Raw genomic sequence first — 24762 nt, forward strand, 5'->3', positions numbered from 1 at the left:
CCGCCGGCCAGGTGGCGGCCACTCGGCGCGGGCCGGTCCGTCGAGGCGATCGTCACCGCCCACGGCGGCCGGCTGCGCTGCTGTTCCGGCCCCGCCCACCACCACCCGCACGAGACTCCGGTCCCGTGCACCCACCCCGGCACGGGCACCACGATCACCGTGCTGTTCCCGGCGGCCGAAGCCGGCGACGAGCCGGGCTAAGGCGTCGGGGCGCGGGTGGACCGGGCGGCGAACGCGAGCACTGCTCCGGCCGCGAGCAGGACGGCGAGCGCCGCGAACCCGTACATGAGGGCCGTCGCCGAGGCCACCGCGGCCACCAGCAGCGGCCCGCCGGCGTCACCGAGCTCCCGGCCCAGCTCCGCGGAGCCCATTGTCTGCCCCAGCCGCTCCGTCGGCGTCCCCGCGGCCAGCGCCGCGAACCCCAGCGGCGTCATCAGCCCGGTACCGGCCCCGATCAGCACGGCCGCGGACAGCACCCCGACCAGGCCGGGCACCATCGCGCACCCCAGGCCCGCGGCCGCGACCGCCAGACCCACGCCCAGGCCGGTGCGGGTCGTCAGCCGCCCGGCGTCGAGGGCGCGGCCGGCCCACGGCTGCACCACCGCCGCGCAGGCGGCCAGCACCGACACGGCCGCGCCGGTCGCGACCGTCCCGAGCCCGGCTGCCCGCCCGCTGACCGGCAGGAACCCGACCCCGACCGACAGCGCCGCCGTCGCCGCCGCCAGGGCGCCGGTCGGGGCCAGGAACGCCCGGTCCGTCAACCGGCGCACCAGGTCCAGCACCGTCTGCCGCGCCTTCGGCAGCGGCGCCACCACCGGCACCGCCAGGAGCACCCAGACCGCCACCGCCGCGCCCAGGACCGTCAGCACGGCGAACAGCAGGCGCAGCCCGCCCGCCCACGCCAGCACCCCGCCGAGCAGCGGGCCCAGGGTGTAGCCGATCGACTTGTAGAAGCCGTACGAGCCGAACGCCCGGCCGTGCTTCGCCGCGGGATTCAGCCGGGCGACGAGCGCCGAGGCCGCCGGCGAGAACGCCGACGCCGCCGCGCCCTGGCCCAGCCGGGCGACCCACAACCACGACGGCCGGTCCGCCACCACGTACACCGCGGAGGCGGCGGCGAAGGCGACCAGGCCGCCCAGCAGCAGCGGACGGGCCCCGACCCGATCGGCCAGGCTGCCGAACACCGGCTTGAGCAGCACCTCGGCCCCGTCGTACAGGGCCAGGAGGCCGCCCAGGACCAGCAACGACGTGACCGCGTCCGCCGAGAACCCCCCGAGGTTCGCGGCGATGCCGTGCGCGCCGAAGGCCGTCGTGAACCCCGCCGCGTACAGCGGCCACATCTGCCGTGCCGGAGCTGTCACGACAGATGGTCCCCCAGGCCGAGCCGCAGCTGCAGCATCGCCTCGAAGCGGTCGTCGGGGTCGGCCAGGTCGATGCCCGACACCTCGGCGATCCGTTTGAGGCGGTAGCGGAAGGTGTTGGGGTGCACGTGGACCGCCGCGGCGGCGGCGGGGACGTCGCCGAAGCTGTCCAGCCACGCCGCGAGGGTCTCGGTGAACGCGGACTGGTGGCGGGCGTCGTGCGCGCGCAGGCGCACCACCGCGACGTCCGGGACGTCCTCCTCGGCGGCGATGCGATCGGAGAGGTCCTCCAGCAGGGAGGCGACGTAGACCTCGGGGAGTCGCGCGACCCGCGGCCGGGAGTGCCCGCGGGCGAGCACCCGCAGGACTCGGTCGCCGTCGGCGCGCGACCGGCGCAGGTCGGTCGGGCGCTCGGCCACCCGGCCGATGCCGATCAGGGCCGGCATCCGGGTCCCGATGCGGCCGAGGAACTCCTCGGCGATGCGCTGGGCCCGTGCCTCGGACGTGGTCGGCAGGACGGCGTAGATGACGCCGCCGAGGCCCGCGACGGCGGCGCGGGGGTGGATCGCGCTCAGGTGCAGGGCCAGCGCCCCGGCCAGCAGGTCGCCCGCCGCCACGCGGTCGGGCGTGACGGCCGGGGCGAGATCGCCGGGCGGCGGGTTCGCGTCGACGGCCAGCACGGCCAGCACGCACGCCGGCTCGCCCGTCAGCCCGAGCCGGGCGGCGGCCCGGGACGCGCCCGCGCCGCCCTCCAGCACCGTCGCCAGCAGGTCCGCCCGCAGCCGGCGCTCGGCGTCCGCGCTGCTGCGCTGGCGCAGCAGTTGCAGGGCGGCGAGCTTGGCCGACTCGCGCAGCGCCCGGTCCTGGACCTCGGAGAGCGGGCCGTCGACCACGACCCAGATCGAGCCGAGGATCTCGCCGCCGGCGCGGACCGCGATCGCCGCCCGGGGCTTGCCGGCGATGCCGTCGATGTAGATGGGGCCGTCGGTGCGGTACAAATTCTGGAAATCGCCCCGTTGCTCGAGCGCGCGCAGCTTCTCGGCGGGGACCTGCCGGTCGAGGATGGTGGCGATGCGGGCCTCGTCGCCCTCCTCCTGCCGGCTGGAGAAGGCCAGGACGCGGCCGCCGCGGTCCTCGACCGTGACGGGGCCGCCGACGAGACCGGCCGCGGCGTTCGCCATGGCGAACAGGTCCCCCGACAGCGGGTCGTCGCCGCCGGGCTCGCCGGGGCGCCCGACCGTGCCGACCTCGTCGGTGGCGAGCAGGGCGCGCAGCAAGGCCGCGACCTGGGCCCAGGAGGCGCCCGGGGTCAGCCCCAGCACGGGCAGGTCGTGGCGGGCCGCCGCCTCGGCGACCGGGCCCTCCGCGGCGACCGGCGAGCGGACCACCAGCGCGGCCGCGCCGATCGCCCGGGCGTGGCCGATCAGGGCGGCGACGGGCTCGGCGCCGTAGACGCCCACGCCGAGCACCACGGCGCCGGGCAGCCGCGCCGACTCGTCGCCGGGGTCGTGGATGAGCACCCCGGTGACCGGCCGATCCGGATCCGCGCGCCCGGCCACCAGGTCGACCAGCGTCGAGCCGAGATCGGTGAGGATCCGCCCCAGGACGGCCCGTGGCGATGTCATGATCGTACGGTAATCCACTCCTTCGTCACCGTGACGCTCTCCAGCCGGTCCGGGATCGGCACGCGGCCCAGCCCGGGCTCCCGAGGGACGTCGAGGTGCCCGTCGACGAGCACGAACGGCTCGGTGATGTCGGTCGCGTAGTAGCGATCCGAGGCGGACGTGTCGCCGGGCAGCGTGAAGCCGGGCAGCGCCGCCAGGGCCACGTTCGCCGCGCGCCCGAGGCCGGTCTCCAGCATCCCGCCGCACCACACCGGCACGCCGTTGGCGACGCACACGTCGTGGACGCGCCGCGCCTCCAGGTAGCCGCCGACCCGGCTGGGCTTGATGTTCACCACGGAGCAGGCGCCCAGCGCGATCGCGTCCGCCGCCGACCGCGCGGAGACGATCGACTCGTCGAGGCAGATCGGCGTGCGCACGATCTCGGCCAGTTTCGCGTGGCCGCGGATGTCCTCCTCGTCCAGCGGCTGCTCGATCAGGAGCAGGTCGAAGGGGTCCAGCCGGGCCAGGTGGTGCGCGTCCGCGACCCGGTACGCGGTGTTGGCGTCCACCTGCAGCAGCACCTCGTCGCCGAAGCGCTCCCGCACGGCCCGCACCGGCTCGACGTCCCACCCCGGCTCGATCTTGAGCTTGATCCGGACGTAGCCCTCGGCGAGGTAGCCGCCGACCGCGTCCAGCAGCCGCGGGATCGAGTCCATGATGCCGACCGAGACTCCCGCGGCGACCCGCTCCCGGGTCGCGCCGAGCCACGTCGCGAAGGAGATCCGGTGCGCGCGGAGCCAGGCGTCCAGCACGGCGGTCTCCAGCGCCGCCTTCGCCATCCGGTGCCCCTTGATCGGCTCGAGCGCCGGCGCGACCCGCCACGGGTCGAGCTCCGGCACCGCGGCCAGCGCCGGGATCAGGTAGTCGCGCAGCACGTCGGCGACGGCGCTGGTGTACTCCGAGGAGTACAACGGCGCGGCCATCGCCCCGCACTCGCCCCAGCCCTCGCCGTCCTCCGTCACCGCGCGGACCAGGACGATCTCGCGCGCGTGCTGCGTGCCGAACGAGGTCCGGAACGGCGCCACGAGCGGCACCGCGATCTGCCGGATCTCGACGCCGGTCAGTCTCATCGCTCGTCCTGCCCTTCGATCACGTACCGGCCGTCGCGGGTGAAGCCGGTGACGGTGTGCCCGGTGGCCATCAGCCCGCCGAGCACCTCGCGGGTGGCGGCGCGCCACCGGCCCGCGGCGGCCGGGTCGGCGCGCCGCAGCCGTTCGATGTCGGCCGGCACGGCGACCAGCACCCGGCGGCCGTCGACGCGACCGCGGACCGGGCCGCCGTCCGGCCCGACGCTGAGGCCGTCCACCGCCCTGTCCAACGCCCCGTCCACCGGAGGCGCGGCGACACCCGAGGTGAGGTCCCAGTGCACGAGCAGCCGGTCGGTCTCGGTGCCGGCGTTGATCTCGTCGTGCATGGCGCCGTAGAAGTTCGCCAGGTACTGCGTGGGCACCGCGCCCAGCTTGGTCAGGTTGAAGTAGGCGTTGCGGCTGACCAGCGGGTCGAACGTCCAGCTGATCAGGCCGATGCCGCGGCGCAGCGCCCAGGCCCGCTGGTGCAACTTGAGGGCGAGCCCGGCGTGGCGGCCGCGCAGCGTGGAGTCGATGCCCGCGATGTGCGAGTGGAGCCCGTCGGACGCCAGGAAACCCACGCACGCCCCGGCCAGCTTGCCGTCGGCGAAGACCCCCGCCACGTAGCTGCCGGAGTGCGACAGCCCCTTCAGCAGCTTCAAGGTGATCAGCGGATCGCCGGGGTCGGGCCGCCAGATGTGGTCCAGCAGCGCGCAGGCTTCGGTCATCTCCTCGATCGTGCCGAGCTCGGCGACGGCGATGCCGGCGGCGTCCGCGGTCGCCTCGGCCAGCGCCGTGGCCTCGATGACGTGCTCGGCGCCGGCCGTGCGCGGGGCCGCCGTGGCGACGGTGGGGTGTTGGTCTGTCATGTCAGTCCTTCGAACCGGGCGCCAGGAGGTCGCGCACGAGCACCGCGAGCAGCGCCGCACGCTGCGGAAGGTGCTCGACCGAGACGTGTTCGTCGTCGGCGTGGGCGCCGCCTCCGACGGCGCCGAGGCCGTCCAGGGTCGGTGTGCCGGCACCGGCGGTGAGGTTGCCGTCGGAGGCGCCGCCGACGGCGAGCCCGTGCAGCTGTCCGAGCCCCAGCTCCTCATGGATCCGTGCGGCCCGGGCGAAGAGGTCGGCGGACGAGCGTTCCTCCATCGGCGGCCGGTTCGGGCCACCGGCCAGTTCGAGCCGGGCTCCCGGCGTGACGGGCTGCCGGGCTCGCATCGCCGCGTCGACCCGGTGCTGCTCGGCGATCGTGGCGACGCGGACGTCCAGCTGGAGTTCCCCGGCGTCGGGAACCGTGTTGCGGGTGGTGCCCGAGGCCATGACGGTCGGTGTCACGGTGGTCCCGGACGCGGGGTCGGCGAGGCCGGCGATCGCCAGGACCTGGTGGGCCAGCTCCATCGTCGTGTTGATGCCGAGGTGCGGGTCCAGCCCGGCGTGCGCGGCGCGGCCGACGACCCGAAGGTCGTATGTGGACACGCCCTTGCGGGCGGTCTTCAGCGCGCCGCCGGGTCCGCTGGCCTCCAGGACCAGCGCCGCGCGGACCCGCCGCGCCTCGGCCTCGATCAGGTCTCGGGAGTCCGGTGAGCCGTGCTCCTCGTCGGTGGTGACGAGCACGGTCACGCCGTCGAGCGAGTCCAGCACCGCGAGCGCGTGGAACATCTGGACCAGCCCGGCCTTCATGTCGTAGCAGCCGGGGCCGGTCAGCCGCCCGTCGCTCACCGTGAACGGGTGGGTCGCCAGGGTGCCGAGCGGCCAGACCGTGTCGCAGTGCCCGAGGAGCAGGACCCGGTCCCCCGCGCCGAAGCGCCAGCGCAGTTGGACGCTGCCGCCCTCGGCCAGGCGCTCGGGTTCGGCGCCGGTCAGGCGGGCGCCGAGGGCCGCCACCGTGTCCGCGCAGCGCGCCGACGCCAGGCGGTCCGCCGTCGGCGACTCGGCGCGGATGAGCTCTTCCAGGTCGGCGAGCAGGTCCGGCAGCCGGACCTGCAGCGCCTGGAGGGGGTGGGGCACGTCAGGCGACCTTCGGGGTCGCCCGCACGCCGTGGTGCAGGTACCGGGAGCCGTCGGGCAGGTTGTAGAAGACGACCGGGAAGTGGATGCCGACGTCGTGGCGCATGACCACGAAGGCGTCCTTCTCGAAGGTGTGCATCTCCAGCTCGGTGCGCTGTTCGCCGGCCACGGCGGCCAGGTGGCCGACGTTGCTCGAGACGAGGTACAGCTTGCCGTCGCGCTCCACGACCTCCAGGTGCTGACCGGCCCGCTCGTAGCGGCCCACGTAGTCCGCCGGGTCGAACGGCAGCGGCTCGGGCGAGGGCCCGACGGCCGGGCGCATGGCGACCCCGGCCAGCTCGTGGACGATCTCGGCGAAGAGCTGGTGGTACAGCGCCGCCGAGCTGCCGCCGTTGGTCAGCAGGACGACGGCCAGGTCGAGCTCCGGCAGCACGCGCAGGTAGGCCGACTGGCCGATGGTCCCGCCGTCGTGGCCGTACACCGCGGTGCCGTCCCATTCGTCGAGGAACCAGCCCAGGGCCCACTGCTTGCCGAGCACGTACGGGTCGGGCATGGCCACCTGGGGTTGGCGCATCAGCGCGGCGGTGCTCTCGCTGAGCAGGCGGGTGCCGTCCTCGGTGACGCCCCGGCTCAGGTGCAGCTTGGCGAACTTCAGCACGTCGCGCGCCGTGGCGTGGATGAGGCCGGCCGGCCCGGCGGAGCGCATCAGGCCCCACATGGGCACCGGCGTCAGCGGCTCGCCGCCGTGGCCGATCGCCGCCCGGTGCAGCAGCGCCTCCTCCGGCAAGGTGCCGGTGTGGGTCAGGCCGAGCGGCTGGAAGAGGCGCTCGCGCATGAGCTGGTCCCACGTCACGCCGGTGACGACCTCCAGGACGCGGCCCAGCAGGCTGTAGCCGGCGTTGCAGTACGACTGGGTCACGCCGAGCGGGTGGTTCGCGGCCACGTCGCGCAGCAGCGCGGCGTACCGCTCGAGGTTGTCGTCGCCGCGGCCGGTGTCGGCGAAGAAGTCGCCGTCGATGCCGGACGTGTGCGACAGCAGGTGCCGCAGGGTCAGGCCCTCCGTCAGCTCCTCTGTGGACAGTCGCAGCTCGGGCATCACCCGCCGGATCGGCGCGTCGAGCTCCAGCTTGCCCTCTTCGACCAGTTGCATGGCGACGGTGGCGGTCCACACCTTGGTGATGGAGCCGATCTGGAACACCGTGTCGGTCGTGGCCTCGATGCCGGCGCCGCGGTGGGCGAACCCGGCGGCGGCCTCGGCGACGACGTCGCCGTGGTGCAGCACAGCGAGGCTCGCCCCGGCCACCCGGTGCTCGCTGATCAGCGCGGCGAGGCGCTCGGCGTACATCATGGTTCTCACTCCTCGGGTTCGTTGGTGTGCCGGGTGACCCAGTCGGCGACCCGCTGGTTGTAGTCGACCCGGTGCGACGGCCGGCCGTTCAGGATGAACAGGTGGCTGCTGCCGGGGTAGAGCACGAGCCGGGTCCGGACGCTACGCGCGCGCAGCGCGTGGAACCACTGCTCGGCCTGGCCGACCGGGCACGTCTCGTCGGCGTCGCCGTGCAGGATGAGGGTGGGCGCGCGCACCCCGTCCACATAGGTCAGGGGCGAGAGCTCGACCAGCCGGTCGCGGCCGCCGCCGATCTCCAGGGTGCCCAAGGCCTCCCCTTCGTCGGAGGTGCCGGACAGGCTCAGCAGATCGCTGACCACGCCGCCGGCGGCGACGGCCGTGAAGGTGCCGGTCCGGGCCGACAGCCAGCAGGCCATGTAGCCGCCGTAGCTGTACCCGGTCACGGCGACCCGTTCGCCGTCGACGAGGCCCTCGGCGACCAGCGCCGCCACCGGCTCGAGGAAGTCCCGTTCGTCGTGCTCGCCCCAGCCGCCGACGACCGCCCGGTAGAAATCCTCACCGTAGCCGTCGCTGCCGCGGACGTTCAGCGCCAGGATCGTCCAGCCGCGGGCGGCCAGCGTCTGGTGGTACACGTGAATGGCATCGGCGTGTGAGGCCCAGGCGTTGTGCGGGCCACCATGCACGTCGAGCAGGAGCGGGCCGCCGGGCGGGGCGGAGGGGTCGCGGATGATCAGGCCGTGCACGGGCGTGCCGTCGGAGATGACGAAGTCCCGCTCGGTACAGGCGATCAGCTCGACGTCCGGCAGCGACCGGGCCTGGTGGTCGGTCAGGACGGTGACCTCGTCGGCCGGGCCGACGGCGGCGATCTCGCCGAACCGCGCCCGGTCGGCGACGACGGTGACGGCCCGGCCGGAGGCCGGCGCGACCGAGAGCCCGCTGACGCCGAACGCCGCGGTCTGCGGGATCTGCTCGGCGGTGCCCCCGGACAGCCGGTACAGGCGGGAGACGCCGCGGTCGCGGGCCGCGAACAGCACGTCGGCGCCGGCGAACCGCGGGACGGCGCCGGGGTAGCCCGGCAGGCCGTACATGACGTTGCGGTCCAGGCCGGCGGTGAGGACCTCGGCCGGGCCACCGGCCAGCGGCTGGCGCATCAGGCGCAGGATGCCGATGTCGGCCGTGGCCCGGCCGACGACCAGCAGGGCGGACCCGTCGGCGTACCAGGCGCAGGGCATGGCGATGCCGGTCGCGGAGCCGACGAGCCGGGGCTCGGCGGTCCGTCCCGCGCCGGCGTCGGCGACCTCGACCACGTAGAGGCCGTTGGCGGTGGAGAGGTCGGCCCGCTCGCCGATGGCGGCGGCGAAGGCGAGCCGTGCGCCGTAGGGCGACCAGACCGGGAACGCCACGTGATAGTCCCCGGCGGTGACCTGGACGACCTCGCCCGTCTTGACGTCGGCCACGAACAGGTGGGCCCGGACCGGGCCGGTGCGACCGGCGCCGTCGGCCTTGTAGTCGAGGCGGTCGATGACGACCGGCGCGGTGCGGTCGAACTCGCCGGCCGGGGCGACGAACGCGATCCTCGTCCCGTCGGGGCTCCAGACGGGCGATCGCGCGCCCTCGCCGGCGAGCCGCGTGGGCTCCCCGCCGTCGGCCGGCAGCGTGTACAACGCTCCGTCCCGCAGGAACGCGAGCGTGACGCCGTCGGGCGACCAGCGCGGCGCGGCGTCGGCCGGGCCCTCGGTCAGCCGCCGCGGCGCCCCGCCGGCCACCCGCACCTCCCACACCTCGCCGGTCGTGCGGTCCCCGGCCCGATCGGCCCCGGTCAGCACGTACGCGACCCGTTCGCCGTCCGGCGACACCTGCGGATCGCTCGGCAGCCGCAGGTCGTAGAGGTCGTCCGGGGATATCGAACGGGTCATGCGGCGGCCTCCTGGCCTCCGGGCACCGCCGGTCGGGCCGGGATGCTGGCGAGCAACGTGCGGGTGGTCTCATGCTGAGGATCGCGCAGCACCTCGTCCGCCGGGCCGCTTTCGACGAGCCGCCCCTCGTCCAGCACCGCGATCCGGTCGCAGAGGTAGCGGACCACGGCGAGGTCGTGGGAGATGAACAGCATCGCGAAACCCGCCTCGCGCTGGAGCCGGCGCAGGAGGTTGAGTACCGCTCCCTGGACCGACACGTCGAGCGCCGAGGTGATCTCGTCGGCGATCAGCACCCGCGGCCGGGCCGCCAGCGCCCGGGCCAGCGCGACCCGCTGCCGCTGCCCGCCCGACAGCGTGTCCGGGGTGCGCGTGAGGTACGCCGGGTCGACGTCGACGAGGTCGAGGTATCGGGCCGCTTCGTCCCGGCGCTGCGGCCCGGGCATCCGCGGCAGGGCCTCGGCGACCGACGCGCCGATCGTCATCCGCGGGTCCAGCGACGCGTACGGATTCTGGAACACCAGCTGGACGGGGTGCGCGCCGCGATGGCGGAGGGACTTCGCGTCGGCGCCGTCGACGAGGATCCGGCCGCCGGAGACCGGGGCCAGACCGACGACGGCCCGGCCGAGGGTGGACTTGCCGGAGCCGGAGCCGCCCACGACCCCGGTGACGCTGCCGGGCGCGACCTGCAGGCTCACTCGGTCCACCGCCGTCATCCGGCCGTACCGAACCGTGAGCTCATCCACCTGCAAGGCACTCATCCGATCGCCTCCTTCCGCGCGGCCACCGGAAACCAGCAGGCCACGCTGCCCTCGCCGTCGTCGCGGCGCTCGGTCGGCGGCGCCTCGGTCCGGCAGCGGTCCTCGGCGGAGGCGCAGCGCGGCGCGAACGGGCAGCCCTCGATCCGCTCCCCCGGCTGCGGCGGGCGGCCGGGAATCGTTGCCAGCTCCGCCTCGAGGTCGGTGGACATCGTCGGGACCGCGTGCGCCAGCGCGCGGGTGTAGGGATGCCGGGCGCCGGTGAACAGGTCCGCGACCGGCAGCTCCTCGACGATGACGCCGGCGTACATGACCAGCACCCGGTCGCAGACCTGCGCCACGACGCCGAGGTCATGGGAGATCATCAGCAGCGCGGCGCCGCTGTCCCGGCGCGCCTGGGCGAGCAGGTCGAGGACCTGCCGCTGGACGGTGACGTCGAGCGCGGTGGTCGGCTCGTCGGCGATGATGAGCCGCGGCGTGCCCATCAGGCCCATGCCGATCATGGCGCGCTGCCGCATACCGCCGGAGTACTCGTGCGGGCGCTGCCGCGCTCGCCGCTCGGCCGTGGGGATGCCGACCGCGGCGAGCCGCTCGACCGCCGACCGCCACGCCTGCCGCCGCGTGGCGCGGCGGTGGACCTCGGCCACCTCCGCAAGTTGCCGGCCGACGCGCAGCGCGGGGTTGAGCGAGGTCATGGGATCCTGGAACACGACGGCCGTCTCGGTGCCGGCCTTCGGCACGACCATCATCCCGGCCGCGGCGGTCGCGGTCACCGGCAGCAGGTCGGCCAGCGCGAGCGCGGTGAGGCTCTTGCCCGAGCCGGACTCGCCGACCAGGCCGACCGCCTCGCCCCGCGCGATGCGGAAGGAGACCCCGCGCACGGCGGCCCGGCCGACCCCGAATCCGACGGTGAGGTCCCGCACCTCCACCAGGGTGTCGACGTCGGTGGCGATGTTCCTGCTCGCGGTCACGGTGCCGGACGCGCGACCGGACTTCGGCACCGCCCCGGCCGCCCGGCGGCCGCCGGCCTGCGCCAGTGTCTCCCCGACCAGCGCCAGCATCAGCCCGGTGACGACGACCGCCGCGCCCGGGGCGAGGGCGGCGAGCGGGTTGACGTAGACCCGGTTGAGCTGTTCGTTGAGCAGCCGGCCCCAGTCGTACTCCGGTTGCTGCACGCCGAGCCCGAGGAACGACAGCCCGGCGAACGCCACCAGGGACCCGGCCGTGGCGGTGGCCGCGAACAGGACGCAGGGCTCGGCGACGTTCGGCAGCAGGTGCCGGGTCATCATGCGCCAGCGGCCGACGCCGAGCACACGGGCCGCGGCGACGTAGTCCGAGCCGGCGACGGACGCCGTCAGGTTCTGCACCAGGCGCGCCATCGGCGGCACGAGGGCCAGGCCGATCGCCAGCATCGCGCCCCGGGCCCCGACGCCGAAGATCGTGGCGAGGAAGAGCACGAACAACAGGCTCGGAAAGGCCACCAGGATGCCGACCGCCGCGGTCAGCAGCCGCCCCAGCCGCCGGCCGACCAGCGCCGGGGCCACGCCAAGCAGCACGCCGCCGGTCACCCCGATCGCCGCGGCGCCGAGGGCCAGCTCCAGCGAGAGCCGGGTGGCCACCACGACCCGGGCGGCGATGTCGCGGCCGAGCGCGTCCGTGCCGAGCAGGTGGCCCGGCCCTGGGTTCTGGTTGATCGCGTCGGTGTCGACCGCATCCGCCCGCGCGCCGAGCAGCATCGGGCCGAACACCGCGACCAGCACGAGGAACACGACGGCCACGGCGGCGGCCAGGCCAACCGGCGTGCGCAGCGTGCGCCCGAGTCTGTGCCGCACGGCTAGTTCCCCCGGATCGTGGACTGTGGATCGGCGGCCGCGACCACGACGTCGACCAGGAACGTGATGAGCAGCGCGCCGAGGCCGAACACGAGGACCGCGCCCTGCACGAGCGGGTAGTCGTGGGCGGTGATCGCCTGGACGATCGTCGAGCCCAGGCCCGGCCAGGCGAAGACGCTCTCGACGAGGACGGTACCGGCGATCAGCGAGGTGAACAGCAGCCCGCCGACCGTCAGTGAGGCCGTGAGCAGGTTCGGAAGAGCATGGCGGAGGTACCGCAGCCGCGCCGGGAGCCGCTTGGCCCGCGCGGTGCGCATGTAGTCCTCGCCGAGCACGCGCAGCGCCTCGACGCGCACGATCCGGGCGAGCGCCGCGGCCGGGACGATCGTCAGCGACAGCACCGGCAGCACGTACGAGAGCGGGCCGTCCTGTGAGGCCACGGGGAGGATCGGCCACGCCACCGCGAACACCGCGACCAGTCCGACCGCGAGGAGAAACTCCGGGACCGCCGAGACGACACCGGTGACGGCGGCGAAGCCGAGCTCGGCCCGGCGCCGGCGGCCGTCCCTGGTGAAGACCGCCGCGCCCATCCCGATCGGGATCGCCAGCAGCATGATGAGGCAGAATGCCGGGACGGCGATCAGCAGCGTGTTCGGCAGCCGGTCGGCGATCACCTCGGACACCGGCATCTGGTTGCTGATCGAGTCGCCGAGCCGCCCGGTGAACAGCTGGCCCAGGAAGTGCACGTACTGGACCGGCAGCGCCTCGTCGAGCCCGAGCGCGTGCCGCTGCGCGGCGACCAGGCCCGGGTCCGCGGACGGCCCGAGCGCCGCCCTGACCGGGTCGCCGGGGATCAGGTGGATCATCGCGAACGACGCGGTGACGAGCACGAACAGGGACACCGCGAGCCGGCCGGTCCGCCGCAGGACGAAAGCGGCCCACGGGTGATGCCGGAGTGCGGTGCGCGCGCCCTCGGACGCGCGCACCGCGGCGGTCAAGGACATCAGCCGCCGGCCCGCAGGGTGCCGGGAACGATGCCCCCGCCGTCGACCTGGAACGTGACGCCCTTGCCGTAGTACCGGGTGGTGTTCATCGCGAACGGCACCACGTCGAGCCGCTTGACCAACGCCGACTCGGCGCTCGTCCACAGTGGACATCCTTCGGCCCCCGGCTTCGCCATCGCCTGCTTCACCCCGGCCTCGTAGTCCGGGTTGGCGATGCCCGCGAGGTTGTTGCCCTGCGGCGGGCGCGGGCCGGAGAAGAACGGCACCAGCTGGTCCGGGGAGTACACGTTGAACGGCTGCCACGCCACATCCCAGTCGCCGCCCGACAGCGTGCTCATCAGGTTCGCCGGGTCGACGGCCCGGCTGACGACCTTCGCCCCGAACTCCGTCCACTGCTTGGCCGCCAGCTCGCTCGCCGAGGCCACCGCCGGGCCCATCACCGTGGAGTACAGGTAGCCGACCGTGAGCTGCTTGCCGCCCTTGGCCCAGATGCCGCCGCCGTCCTTGGCCCAGCCGGCGCCGGTCAGCGCCGCGGCCGCGGCCGCGGTGTCGTGCGGCGGCACGTTGCCGGAGACGACGTCGTCACCGCACGGGGCCGGGTCGAGCTCGCCGACGTGCTTGGGATCGGCGGGCCGGCCGCTCGTCGCGACCGACGCGAGCTGCTTGAGGTCCACCGCCTGGACCAGCGCCCGGCGGACCGGCTCGTCCGCCGCGACGTGGCCGCCGGCCTCGTTGAAGATCAGCTGCCCGAACAGGAGGCCGGCGTCTTTGTGCTGCATCCGGGCGGCGTCGAGCCGGTCGCCATCGGCTCCAAGAATCTGGGCGACATTCAGTTGTCCGCTGAGCAGCAGGTTTGCCGCGGTCGTCTCGTTGGTGATGACCTTGAAGACAACCTTGGCGGGCATGTCGGCGTTCGTGGCGCCGCCCGGGCCCCAGGTGTAGCCGGTGCGTTTCACATAGGTGTAGTGATCGCCCGGCACGGCCTCGCTCAGCTGATACGGTCCGGTCGCCGCCGAGGCCTTGGCCAGCGCCGCCGGTTCCTTGAGGTCCTTCTGACACAGCAGTGGCAGCAGGGCCGTGTTCTGCACGATGAACGGCGCCGGAGACGGGGCCGTCACCGTGACGGTGTTCGCGGTGTCGTCCGCGGTGGCCTTCGCGCCGCCCGGGACCGTCAGCCCGATCAGCGGCACCTTGTTGGCCGGGTCGCCGATGTAGTTGAACTCCGCGGCCACGTCGGCCGCGGTGAGGCGGCTGCCGTCCTGGCACGTGACCCCGTCCCGGATGGTGAACGTCGCCGAGGTCGCGGTCGCGGTCCACTTCGTCGCGACCGCCGGCTGCAACTGCCCGTCCGCCCCGATCGACACCAGCGAGGCGTACGCGAACCGGTTGATCGCCAGTGCGGCGCCGACCAGCGTCTGCATCGGGCTCAGCGTGCCCGGATCGCCGTTCACCGCGATGGTGACCGTACCGTCGCCCTTGGCGCCCCGGTCGTCTCCCGCCGAGCCGCCACAGCCGGCGGCGGAGACACCCAGTGCCATTGCGGCGAGGGTCGCAACGGCCGTGCGGCCGTTCGTTTTGCGCACCATGAGCCCAGCTCCTTAGCAACGCCGCCTACGAGTGGGTGAAATATAGGCAACGTCACAGGGGCCGAGATTCGTCGTACCGGACGAAGAGAAGGCGTGAGGTTGGTGCTGGGCGACGAAGACAGCCGAGCCGCGGAGCTGCTCTGGCTAGGTGGCGCGCCGCCCCCGTTCCTTCCACCATGCGGCGTACGTGCCGTCCCATGGGAGCGGGTCCCGGCGCGGGCCGTCGGAGCGGTACGTGCGCCGGGTGGGGAAGACCGTGACGCCCATCTCCGCCTCCGACTCGCGCGAAGCGAGCCGCACCTCGTCGAACGAGCCGTCGACCGAGACGATCGGCCGGCCGCTCATGACGACGTGAATGTGGTCGAAGATGCCGTGCTCGAACGAGTCGAACACGGTGATCGTCAAGAAGCAGGCGCCGAGCGGGTTGGGCGGGTCAGGTTTCTCGCGGGCATCCGCCCACTCCGCGACCGTGTGGCCCGCGCCCCACTCGAACAGGGCTACCTCTCCCGGCCGCAGGAGGCGCTCCCGCTTCGCGGCGGCCGCCTCCACGAACTGCGCGTCCTCATCGAGCCGCACCCGTGCGGTGGTCACGCCCTCGTTGATCAGGACACCCCGCGTCTGAAACCACAGGAGCCCCTTACGCCCGCCGTTGCGCGCGAAGACCTGCGCCGGCGACGCCGCCTCGGCCTGCGCCAGGCAACGCTGGTCGAGCAGCCGCAACTCGCCCTCATAGGGCATCCGATCACGCGTCGCATCGATCATCGGCGGCCACTTCGGCGCCTCGATCAGCGCGACGACGAGGGGAGCCCGCTCGTCCGTCCTGGTGCGGGCCGCCTCCCCGACCGCCGCCGCGGCGACTTTCAGCATCTCCTGCGTCAGGACGACCTGCTCGTCGGCGGCCTTCGCCTGCGCCGCGTTGATCTCGACCTGCTTCTGCAACTCCGGCAGCTGCTTGGCCGCGGTCCGGGCCGCGCCGCGTCCCGACCGAGCGGCCGAGGCGGCGGCGACCGCCGCGGCGACCGCACCGATGGCCGAGACGATCTGAATCCACTCGGCCAGCGTCAGACGACCGATGCTGGCTGCCAGCGCATCCCAAAAAGCACGCACGGCCAAGGCCCACCTTCATGAGAGACTCACCTTTGTGGGCGGGTCCGTGCTGGGCTCGGCCGCTCACCGGTTGAGGTGCGACCTGCCCCGCTCGGGCGGGGATAAGCGCTTGATGCCGAGGTGACGGCCGCGTCCCGCCGCGCGCCCAGCAGCTCATCGAGGCGGTCAAGCCCGGGTCACCCGCGTAATCGGGGAAGGCCGGGGAAGATGGAGCGCATGGCAACGGCGCAGATCATCGACGCGACCCGCACGACCCTCGGCCCCGTCGGTGTATGGACCAGCACGGTGCAGGGTGAGTCCGCCGCCGTGCAGCGCGAGGTCACCGCGCGCATCGAGGAGCTCGGGTTCGGCTCGGTGTGGCAGGGCGAGGTCGTCGGGACCAACGACATCTTCGCCCAGGAGGCCGTCTGGCTCGCGGCGACCTCGCGGATCGTGGCCGGCGCCGGGATCGCGAACGTCTGGGCCCGCCACGCCGGCACCGCCCGCGCCGCGGCGGCCACGCTCGCCGACGCCTGGCCGGGGCGGTTCATCCTCGGGCTGGGCATCAGCCACGCGCCCATCGTGGAGCAGTCCGGGCAGTCGTACCGCCGGCCGCTGCAACACATGCGCGAGTACCTGACGGCCATGGGCGAGATGCCCGAGTCCGTCCCCGTAGTGCTCGCCGCGCTCGGCCCGCGCATGCTCGAGCTCGCCGCCGACCGCTCCGACGGCGCCCACACCTACTTCGTGCCGCCCGAGCACACCGCCGAGGCCCGCGCCGCGCTCGGCCCCGATCGGCTGCTCATCCCCGAGCAGGCGGTCGTCGTGGAGACCAGCCCGCGGGTGGCCCGCGAGGTGGCCCGCCAGCACACGGCGCGCTATCTGCAGCTGCCGAACTACGTCAACAACCTCCGGCGGCTCGGGCTCACCGACGACGACTTCGCCGACGCCGGCAGCGATCGGCTCGTCGACGCGATCGTCGCCTGGGGCACGCCCGACGACATCGCCGAGCGGGTCCGGGCCCACCGCGACGCCGGCGCCGACCACGTCCTCGTCCAGCCGCTCGGCGCCGGATTCGACGACGCCCTGCGCCAGCTCGAGGAGCTGTCGGCTGTGCGGCTGCACTGAGCCGCCCGGGCGACGGCCGCGTAGGCTCCAGGGCACCGTGCCGCATCGCGCGTCCACCACACCGGCACGCCGTGGACCTACCGTCGGGAGGCGGTGCCCGGTGTCAGACCCGGCCGGCCGCGTGGCCCGATCGCCGAGTCCCGGCGCTTCGGCGGAGTCCCTCCGCGCCGCGAGCGCCCGCGCCGAACAGGCGATGATCAACGCCGAGTTGCGGGCCACCCGCCGCGCCGTCCTGTCCCGGTTCCGCCACCGGCTGCGCACCGACGTCTCGGCGATCGCGGCCCCGGACTTCCTGGTCCTCGCCGACGCGCCGACCGTGCACTCGGCCATCATGATCGCCGCCTGCGGGATCCCCGCGGCCGACGCGTGCCATCTGCAGCTACGGGAGCGGGGCACGCTCACGTTGCGGACCGTCCGGCACTACGGCCTGCCGGCGGACCTCGTCGACCGGTTCGCCGCGGGGGACGACGGCCTGGCGGCGGCGGCCGCGCTCGCGGTGCGCACCGGCAGTCCCATACTGGTCGACGATCTCACGGCCAGCCCGGTGTTCGCAGGCCGCTCGGCCCGCCTGGTCCTGCTGGCGGCCGGCACGTGCTCCCTGCACGCCTACCCGCTGCGCGACGACGGCGGCCGGGTCCTCGGCGTGCTCTCGCTGCACTACGCGGCCGCGGGCCGGCACCCGAGCCAGGACGGCTTCGCCCGGCACGCGGGGCGGGCGCTGAGCAACGCGGCCGGGGCCCCGCCCGGGCGCGACGATCCGGCCCGCGCGACGATGGCCAGCGTGATCACGGATCACCTCGCGGCCACCACGACGGTGACGGTGCGGGGGTGCTCGACGCCGTCACCGTTCCCGGCTTCACCGATCTCGTCCGGTGCACCCTCGCTTCCCTGGGCGCACCGCACACGCTGATCATCGACCTGCGAGGGGTCGACGTGCTCGCCGTCGCCGGGGTCCGGGCGCTGCTCACGACCAGCTATCTGGGCCGCCGGCGCGGCCTCGCCTGCCGGGTGATGATCGGGGCCGGCCACCACCCGGCGGGCGCCCGCACGGTCCTCGGCCTGCCGGGCGCGATCGAGAGCCTGCTCGTCCCCGAAAGCCGTGTTTCGTAAACTGTTGACAGAACATGGCCGGGCCTTCATGTTGAATCCGGTAAATCCTTCGATCGGGCTGGTTCCCGCCAGTCCCGTCCGATCCGTTGGAGCCTGGAGTCCTCATGCCCGTGCGACGAACCCGTCTCCTCGCGCTCACCGCCGTGGCCGCCCTCCTGGGCGCCGGGCTGAGCGCGCCCCCGTCCGCCGCCGCCCCCGCGCAGCCGGCGCCGCTCACCACACCGTGGACGGCCCAGGCGCTCACCGGCACGCCGCTGCCGGAGTACCCGCGGCCGCAGATGGTGCGGCCCGACTGGCTCAACCTCAACGGCGAGTGGCAGCTGCGCCAGTCGGCCACCAACGACAACCCGGTCTTCGGCCAGGCGCTGCCGGAGCGGGTCAACGTGCCGTTCCCGGTCGAGTCGGCGCTGTCCGGCATCAAGCGGGCCCCGAACGACAACCGGCTGTACCTGTTCTACCGCCGCACCTTCACGGTGCCCGCGGGCTGGGCCGGCCGCCGCGTGCAGCTGCACTTCGGCGCCGTCGACTACCAGGCCACCGTGTGGATCAACGGCGTGCAGGTCGGCACCCACACCGGCGGCTACGACCGGTTCGAGTTCGACGTCACGCCGCAGCTCAACGGCGGCACCAACGAGATCGTCGTGCGCGCCTGGGACCCGTCGGACACCCCCGGGCTGAACATCGCGCGCGGCAAGCAGGCCCGCAACCCGGGCGGGATCGTCTACACGCCCTCCTCGGGCATCTGGCAGACGGTGTGGATGGAGCCGACCCCGGCGTCGTCGATCTACAGCGTCGACTACTACCCGAACCTCGCGAACAACACGCTGCGAGTGCGAGTCTTCACCCGCGGGGACGTGACCGGGCACTCGGTGCTCGCCGAGGCGCTCGACGGCGCCACCGTCATGGGCACGGCCACCGGCGGCTTCACCGACTTCACCGTGCCGGTGCCGAACGCGCGCCGGTGGTCGCCGGACGACCCGTTCCTCTACAACCTGCGGATCTCGCTGCGCAACGGCGCGGGCCAGACCGTCGACCAGACCATGCACTACTTCGGCATGCGCGAGGTGAGCACCGGGGTCGTCAACGGGCGCCGGGTGCCGCTGCTCAACGGGCAGTTCGTCATGCAGACCGGCGTGCTGGACCAGGGTTTCTGGCCCGACGGCGTCTACACCGCCCCGACCGACGCCGCGCTCGCCGGTGACCTGCAGAAGATCAAGGACCTCGGGTTCAACCTCGTGCGCAAGCACATCAAGGTGGAGCCCGCCCGCTGGTACTACCACGCCGACCGCCTCGGCCTGCTCGTCTGGCAGGACATGCCGAGCATGGGCGAGGCACCCGGCACCACCGCCCAGCACGACCAGTGGGAGTCCGAGGTGCGGGAGATCGTCGACGAGCACCGGTTCTCCCCGGCGGTCATCGCCTACGTGCCGTTCAACGAGGGCTGGGGCGAGTGGAACCTCGCCGACACGACCCGCGTGGTGAACAACGTCAAGAACCAGGACCCGACGCGGCTCGTCAACGCCCACAGCGGGTACAACTGCTGCTCCTCCAAGGGCGACCCGGGCAACGGCGACATCCAGGACTGGCACGTCTACGTCGGGCCGGACTCGCCCCTGCCGACCGCGACCCGGGCGGCCGCGCTGGGCGAGTACGGCGGGCTCGGCGTGCGCTCGCCGGGCCACGAGTTCAGCCCGAGCGGCGGCTTCTTCGCCTACGAGCAGCACCCCGACGGCGCCTCGGCCACCGACCGGTTCGTGAGCCTGACGTTCCAGGCGGCGACGCTGATGTACACGAAGGGCGTCGGCGCGCTCGTCTACACCCAGCCGTTCGACGTCGAGGGCGAGTACAACGGGTTCTGGACCTACGACCGCCAGGTGCTCAAGTTCGACGGCGCCCGGGTGCGGGCGGCGAACCAGGGCATCATCGCCGCCTCGAAGCGGCTCAACACCGGCGGCCCGCCGGTGGGCGGCTACGTCAGCGGCCCGGGCGGCAAGTGCGTCGACGTGGCCGCGGACGACACGGGCGGCAACGGCTCGGCGGTGCAGCTGTGGGACTGCCAGGTGCAGTCGCTCGACCAGCGCTGGACGTGGAGCGGCGGCACGCTGCGCACCCTGGGCCGCTGCCTCGACGCGACCGGCAACGGCACCACCAACGGCACCGCCCTGCAGCTGTGGGACTGCAACGGCGGCGGCGCCCAGCAGTGGGTGGCGCAGGCCAACGGCTCGCTGCGCAACCCGCAGTCGGGCCGCTGCGCCGACTCGCCCAGCGGCTCGACGGCGAACGGGGCACGGCTACAGCTGTGGGACTGCAACGGCAGCGGCGCGCAGGGCTTCCGCATGGGCGGCGGCTCGCCCGGCGCCGCGTTCGTCAACGGCCCCGGCGGCAGCTGCGTCGACGTGGCCGCCGACGACACCGGCGGCAACGGGGCGGCGGTGCAGCTCTGGGGCTGCCAGACGTTCGCGGCCGACCAGCACTGGAGCTGGGACGGGACCGCCCTGCGCACCCTGAACCGGTGCCTGGACGCGACCGGCAACGGTACGGCGAACGCCACCCCGCTCCAGCTGTGGGACTGCAACGGCGGCGGCGCGCAGCAGTGGGTGCCGCAGGCGAACGGCGCGCTGCTCAACCCGCAGTCCGGCCGCTGCCTGGACTCCCCGAACGGCTCGACCGCGAACGGCGCCCGGTTGCAGCTGTGGGACTGCAACGGCTCGGTCGCGCAGATCTTCCGCAGGCAGTGAGGAGCTGTCGTGCGCCGTCGCATCCCGTTCACCACCGTCGCGCTCGTCGCCGCGTCGATCGTCGCCGTCGGGCCCGCCTCCGCGGCCGTCGCCCGGCCGGGCTCACCTTCACCGGCCCGGCCGCGCAGGGTCCAGCTGTGGGACTGCAACGGCAGCGGCGCGCAGGTCTGGACGCCCCGGCCGGACGGCTCGCTGCGCAACCCGCAGTCGGGCAAGTGCCTGGACGACCCGAACTCGTCCACCGACTGGGGCACCCAGCAGCAGCTGTTCACCTGCAACGGCACCGGCGCCCAGCACTGGGGCCTGCCGGGCTGACCGCACCCGGTGGCGCGGTTCGCCGCGCTTCCGGGACCCCGGCACCCGCCGCCACCTGCGAGCCATTACCGTGTTGCCCGTGCTCAGCCTAGGACGCGGTCGATGACCGTCTATCAACCGGCGCGTCCGGCACCGATGCGGCACCGGGTGACCGCTCCCGCACCAGCGGTGATCCCGGCCGAGCCGAAGCCGCAGCGATTCCGGCCCGACATCGAGGGACTCCGCGCCGTAGCCGTCCTGCTCGTCGTGCTCGACCACGCCGGTGTCGAGCACATCACCGGCGGTTACGTCGGCGTCGACGTGTTCTTCGTGATCTCTGGCTTCCTCATCACCCTGCACCTGTTCCGCGAGCTGCAGAAGACCGGCCGCATCCGCTTCGGCGCGTTCTACGGCCGGCGCATGGTGCGCCTGCTGCCCGCCTCGACCGTCGTGGTGCTGACCACCGTCGCGGCGGCCTGGGCGTGGATGTCGCCGATCGCCGCGAAGGCCGTCTCGCTCGACGCGCTCACCGCCGCCGCCTACGGCATCAACATCCGGCTGGCCGCCCAGGGCACCGACTACCTCTCCGCCGAGCGCGAGCCCTCCCCGTTGCAGCACTTCTGGTCGCTCGCGGTCGAGGAGCAGTACTACTTCATCTGGCCCCTGCTGCTCGTCGTCGCGGGCGCGGCCTGGGCGCGCCGCGGACGGCCGAGCCGGCTGTCGGCCACCCTCGCGCTGATCGTCCTGGCCGCGGTGTCGTTCGGCATCTGTGTGTGGCAGACCGGTCACGCGCAGCCGTGGGCGTACTTCGGCATCCAGGCCCGCGCCTGGGAGCTGGCCGTCGGGGCGCTCGCCGCTCTGGCCGCCGAGCGCCTCGCCCGCCTGCCCGGCGCCCTCGCCGCCGTCGCCACCTGGGCCGGGCTCGCCATGATCGTGACGTCCGCGCTGTGGTTCGACGCCACCACCGTCTTCCCGGGCAAGGCGGCCCTGCTGCCGGTGGCCGGCGCGGCGCTGGTCATCGCCGGCGGCTGCGCGGCGCCCGCGGGCGGCGCCGCGGTGCTGCTGAGGACGGGCCCGTTCCAGTGGTTCGGCAAGCTGTCGTACAGCTGGTACCTGTGGCACTGGCCGCTGCTGATCCTCGCCCCGCACATCGCCGGGCAGGACAAGCTCAACGTGTGGATCCTGGTCGGCGTGGCGGCATTCGCGCTGATCCCGGCCCGGCTGTCGCTGATGCTGGTGGAGAACCCGATCCGGTTCAACCCGGTGTTCAAGCGCCGGCCGAACCGCGGCCTGATGCTCGGCGCGACGATGACGGCCTTCGCGGTCGGCGCCGCGGTCCTGTTCATGGGGCTGCCGATGCGTGTGCAGGGCGAGGGCCAGGCCCAGGACACCGCCTCGGTCGTGTCCGACGCGCAGCAGCTCGAGGAGGCCCGCCGCCAGCTGCTCGCGCTCATCCAGACCAGCGCGACCGTCGCGGCCATGCCGCAGAACCTCGCGCCGGCGGTGACCGCGGCGAGCAAGGACCTGCCCGGCGGCGACAAGGGCTGCCTGGCCTCGCTCGACGAGTCCAAGACCGCGCCCGCCATCGCCCTGGGCTGCGACCGCAAGGGCGTGCCGAACGGGCCGACCACCGTCGTGCTCTTCGGCGACTCGCACACCGAGCAGTGGTTCGACGCCTTCGACGTCATCGCCAAGAAGAAGCAGTGGCGGCTCGTGGTCCTCGCCAAGAGCGGCTGCACCCCGGCCGACGTGCTCACCATCAAAATCAACTCACGGCGGGCGTACACCGAGTGCGCCGACTGGCGCGAGCAGGCCTTCGCGGTGATCAAGCGGCTCAAGCCCGCGATCGTGGTGCTGTCGACCCGCACGTACACCGACCCGCCGGTCAACAGGCAGGGCGCGCCGACGGTCGACAAGGCCCACGCCGACACCGCGTGGGCGGAGGCGACCGTCGCCTCCGCCACCCGGCTGGCCCAGCTCGGCGCCAAGCCGATCATCATGCAGGACACCCCGGACCCGCACGGGGTCAGCGTGCCGGACTGCGTCGCCGCGCACCCGGCGGCGGTGCAGCAGTGCGCGCTCAAGGTCCCGACCGCGATCTACGCCACCCGCCGGGCCGCGATCGAGGCCGCGGCCCAGCCGGCGGGTATCACCGTGCTGGACCCGACCGAGTGGTTCTGCACCGACACGCTGTGCCCGGCGATCATCGGCAACAGCATGGTGTACCGCGACGGCAGCCACGTCACGACCACCTACATCAAGCTGCTGACCCCGCTGCTGACCGCGGCACTGACGTCCTGAGCGGGCCTAGGGTGCGGCGTTGAGCAGGTCCACCGCGCTGTGCTGGCACCGCTGGCTGGTCGCGGTGCGCGGCCCGGCCCAGTGGTTGCCGTACGCGTCGATGGTGTCCCGGTCGTTGGCGTAGGCACTGTCGGCGTTGCGCTGCAGGTAGGCGTTGTAGGCGCCGCCCGCGGCGGCGTTGAGCGCGCCGAGCCCCCGGATCGCGGCCCCCTTGAACGAGGCGCCGTCGTCGGAGCACGTGCCGCTCTCGTTCGGCTCGCGCAGGATGCCGCCCGGCGACAGGTAGGTGCTCGCGGTGAGCGCGTCGCCGATCCGCCGCGCGGTCGCGAGCGCGGCCGCGTCGCCGGTGAGCTTGTTGAGCTGCACGAGCGCGTTGACGAGCACGCCCTGGTTGTAGGTCCAGGTGGTGGCCCCGTTGTTGCGGCACGTGCTGAGGCTGATGCCGTCGTTGACGAGGTTCGAGCCGTTGAGCATGCCCGTGCCCTGGAACCAGGTCCAGGCCGCCTGGGCCCGGCCGCGATACACCGTGTCGCCCGCGATCCGCTTCGACAACGCGGCGTTGAGCTGGATGTAGAGGCTGTTCTCGATGGCGTTCTTGTGCATCCGGTCGGTCTTCCACCACACCCCGCCGCCGCAGGTCGTGTCCCAGTAGCTGAACATGTAGTCGGCCCCGGCCCGCGCGGTGTTCAGGTAGCGGCTGTCGCCGGTCAGGTCGTACGCGTCGACCCAGGCCAGCGCCCACCAGCCGGTGTCGTCGAGGTACTCGTTGCGGAACTGCCCGAGCCGCGAGTTGATCTGCTTGTCGTAGGTGTTGGCGATCGCGTACTTGTAGCTGCCCATCCCCGACCGCCGGGCGTTGTCGATCACCGCCGTGAGCGCGTTCGCGCTGGTCCACCAGTCCCCGTCACCGAAAAGCCCGGTGCCGAGGTTGTACTGCATCATCAGCGCCGTGGCCGCCGCGGTGCGCCGGTCCCAGGCGTTGCAGGTGCTGCGCGTCCACGCGGTGCACACGAGCTCGGCCCGGTCGCCGGCCTTCCCGCACGCGCGCAGCACCCCGACGCCGTTGGCGTTCCAGTTGTCGACGTTGTACTGCTTGGTGCGCTGGCCGGTCGCGCCGGCGGCGACGGTGATGTCGCCGATGCGGCTGTCGACCCAGGTCTTGCCGCCGTCGAAGGACCGGTCCATCCACACCTCGTCGCCCGCCTGCCCGCTCTCGAGCGTGGCCCAGCCCATGGCGTCGGTGTCGTTGAGGTGCATGGTGAAGCGCCGCCCGTACAGCGTGGCGCTCACGGTCGCCCGGTTGGCCGGCGCGAGCGAGGCGTCGCGCCCGTCGCAGTAGCGGTTGCAGATGTTCGTCGCGGCCAGCGCCGGGGCGCTCGTGGCGGTGCTGGTGGGCGTGGCGGTGCCGTCGGCGGCCCCGGCGGCCTGCGCGGGCACGAACACGACGGCGGCGGCGAGGATGGGGACGGCGATCAGGCGTGGGGACACGGTTCCCTCCCGGGGAGCTGTGGCCCGGACCGCCATCCGGTTTTTATCGACAGTCCTCTATCTAATTCCCTCTGTCAACTATT

General features: G+C 73.6%; 19 protein-coding genes. 6 read left to right on the plus strand and 13 right to left on the minus strand.

Features of this window, described 5'->3' with window-relative positions:
• Positions 1-197: 197 nt before the first annotated feature.
• From ABT369_RS30045 to ABT369_RS30100, 12 genes are all read right to left on the minus strand, one after another.
• The gene (locus tag ABT369_RS30045; protein ID WP_350616967.1) at positions 198-1361 is read right to left on the minus strand and encodes an MFS transporter; all 1164 of its coding nucleotides are present in this window, start codon (positions 1359-1361) and stop codon (positions 198-200) included.
• Positions 1358-2986 carry a PucR family transcriptional regulator gene (locus tag ABT369_RS30050; protein ID WP_350616969.1) on the minus strand — a complete coding sequence of 543 codons (1629 nt, stop codon included), beginning with the start codon at positions 2984-2986 and terminating at the stop codon, positions 1358-1360. The genes ABT369_RS30045 and ABT369_RS30050 overlap by 4 nt, the downstream gene beginning before the upstream one ends.
• Positions 2983-4095, minus strand: a complete 1113-nt coding sequence (gene menC, locus ABT369_RS30055; RefSeq protein WP_350616970.1) for an o-succinylbenzoate synthase — start codon at positions 4093-4095, stop codon at positions 2983-2985. The genes ABT369_RS30050 and menC overlap by 4 nt, the downstream gene beginning before the upstream one ends.
• Positions 4092-4961 (minus strand): GNAT family N-acetyltransferase, encoded by an 870-nt coding sequence (locus ABT369_RS30060; RefSeq protein ID WP_350616971.1) that lies wholly within the window; start codon positions 4959-4961, stop codon positions 4092-4094. The genes menC and ABT369_RS30060 overlap by 4 nt, the downstream gene beginning before the upstream one ends.
• Position 4962: 1 nt before the next feature.
• Positions 4963-6093 (minus strand): M20 family metallopeptidase, encoded by a 1131-nt coding sequence (locus ABT369_RS30065; RefSeq protein ID WP_350616972.1) that lies wholly within the window; start codon positions 6091-6093, stop codon positions 4963-4965.
• A 1-nt stretch (position 6094) separates the two neighbouring features.
• Positions 6095-7441 carry a serine hydrolase domain-containing protein gene (locus tag ABT369_RS30070; protein WP_350616974.1) on the minus strand — a complete coding sequence of 449 codons (1347 nt, stop codon included), beginning with the start codon at positions 7439-7441 and terminating at the stop codon, positions 6095-6097.
• Positions 7442-7446: 5 nt separating this feature from the next.
• The gene (locus ABT369_RS30075; RefSeq protein ID WP_350616976.1) at positions 7447-9357 is read right to left on the minus strand and encodes a S9 family peptidase; all 1911 of its coding nucleotides are present in this window, start codon (positions 9355-9357) and stop codon (positions 7447-7449) included.
• A complete protein-coding gene (locus tag ABT369_RS30080) occupies positions 9354-10115 on the minus strand; it encodes an ATP-binding cassette domain-containing protein (protein WP_350616977.1) in 762 nt (253 codons plus the stop codon). The genes ABT369_RS30075 and ABT369_RS30080 overlap by 4 nt, the downstream gene beginning before the upstream one ends.
• On the minus strand, positions 10112-11944 hold the full coding sequence (locus ABT369_RS30085) for a dipeptide/oligopeptide/nickel ABC transporter permease/ATP-binding protein (RefSeq protein ID WP_350616979.1): 1833 nt from the start codon (positions 11942-11944) through the stop codon (positions 10112-10114). Before ABT369_RS30085 ends, ABT369_RS30080 begins: the two co-directional genes overlap by 4 nt.
• Before the next feature lie 2 nt (positions 11945-11946).
• Complete coding sequence (locus ABT369_RS30090; protein WP_350616981.1) at positions 11947-12948, minus strand: ABC transporter permease; 1002 nt, start codon at positions 12946-12948, stop codon at positions 11947-11949.
• Positions 12948-14534, minus strand: a complete 1587-nt coding sequence (locus tag ABT369_RS30095) for an ABC transporter substrate-binding protein (protein ID WP_350616983.1) — start codon at positions 14532-14534, stop codon at positions 12948-12950. Before ABT369_RS30095 ends, ABT369_RS30090 begins: the two co-directional genes overlap by 1 nt.
• A gap of 144 nt (positions 14535-14678) precedes the next feature.
• Positions 14679-15647 (minus strand): hypothetical protein, encoded by a 969-nt coding sequence (locus ABT369_RS30100; RefSeq protein WP_350616985.1) that lies wholly within the window; start codon positions 15645-15647, stop codon positions 14679-14681.
• 210 nt (positions 15648-15857) lie between these two features.
• On the opposite strand from ABT369_RS30100, the gene ABT369_RS30105 reads away from it, so the two are divergent.
• The 6 genes from ABT369_RS30105 to ABT369_RS30130 all read left to right on the plus strand — a co-directional run bounded on the left by ABT369_RS30105 (position 15858) and on the right by ABT369_RS30130 (position 23191).
• The gene (locus tag ABT369_RS30105) at positions 15858-16748 is read left to right on the plus strand and encodes a TIGR03620 family F420-dependent LLM class oxidoreductase (RefSeq protein ID WP_350616987.1); all 891 of its coding nucleotides are present in this window, start codon (positions 15858-15860) and stop codon (positions 16746-16748) included.
• Between the two features lie 100 nt (positions 16749-16848).
• Positions 16849-17658 carry a GAF domain-containing protein gene (locus ABT369_RS30110; protein ID WP_350616988.1) on the plus strand — a complete coding sequence of 270 codons (810 nt, stop codon included), beginning with the start codon at positions 16849-16851 and terminating at the stop codon, positions 17656-17658.
• Between the two features lie 23 nt (positions 17659-17681).
• Entirely contained in the window at positions 17682-17858 is a 177-nt protein-coding gene (locus tag ABT369_RS30115) for a hypothetical protein (protein WP_350616990.1), read from the plus strand.
• A gap of 104 nt (positions 17859-17962) precedes the next feature.
• Complete coding sequence (locus tag ABT369_RS30120) at positions 17963-20596, plus strand: ricin-type beta-trefoil lectin domain protein (protein WP_350616991.1); 2634 nt, start codon at positions 17963-17965, stop codon at positions 20594-20596.
• 9 nt (positions 20597-20605) lie between these two features.
• A complete protein-coding gene (locus tag ABT369_RS30125; RefSeq protein WP_350616993.1) occupies positions 20606-20911 on the plus strand; it encodes a ricin-type beta-trefoil lectin domain protein in 306 nt (101 codons plus the stop codon).
• A 102-nt stretch (positions 20912-21013) separates the two neighbouring features.
• Positions 21014-23191, plus strand: a complete 2178-nt coding sequence (locus ABT369_RS30130) for an acyltransferase family protein (RefSeq protein WP_350616995.1) — start codon at positions 21014-21016, stop codon at positions 23189-23191.
• 6 nt (positions 23192-23197) lie between these two features.
• Here the strand turns inward: ABT369_RS30130 and ABT369_RS30135 are convergent, their stop codons facing one another.
• Positions 23198-24679 carry a glycoside hydrolase family 76 protein gene (locus ABT369_RS30135; RefSeq protein WP_350616996.1) on the minus strand — a complete coding sequence of 494 codons (1482 nt, stop codon included), beginning with the start codon at positions 24677-24679 and terminating at the stop codon, positions 23198-23200.
• Between the last annotated feature and the right edge of the window lie 83 nt (positions 24680-24762).

The sequence above is a fragment of the Dactylosporangium sp. NPDC000244 genome, assembly GCF_040300725.1.
Classification (GTDB): Bacteria; Actinomycetota; Actinomycetes; order Mycobacteriales; family Micromonosporaceae; genus Dactylosporangium.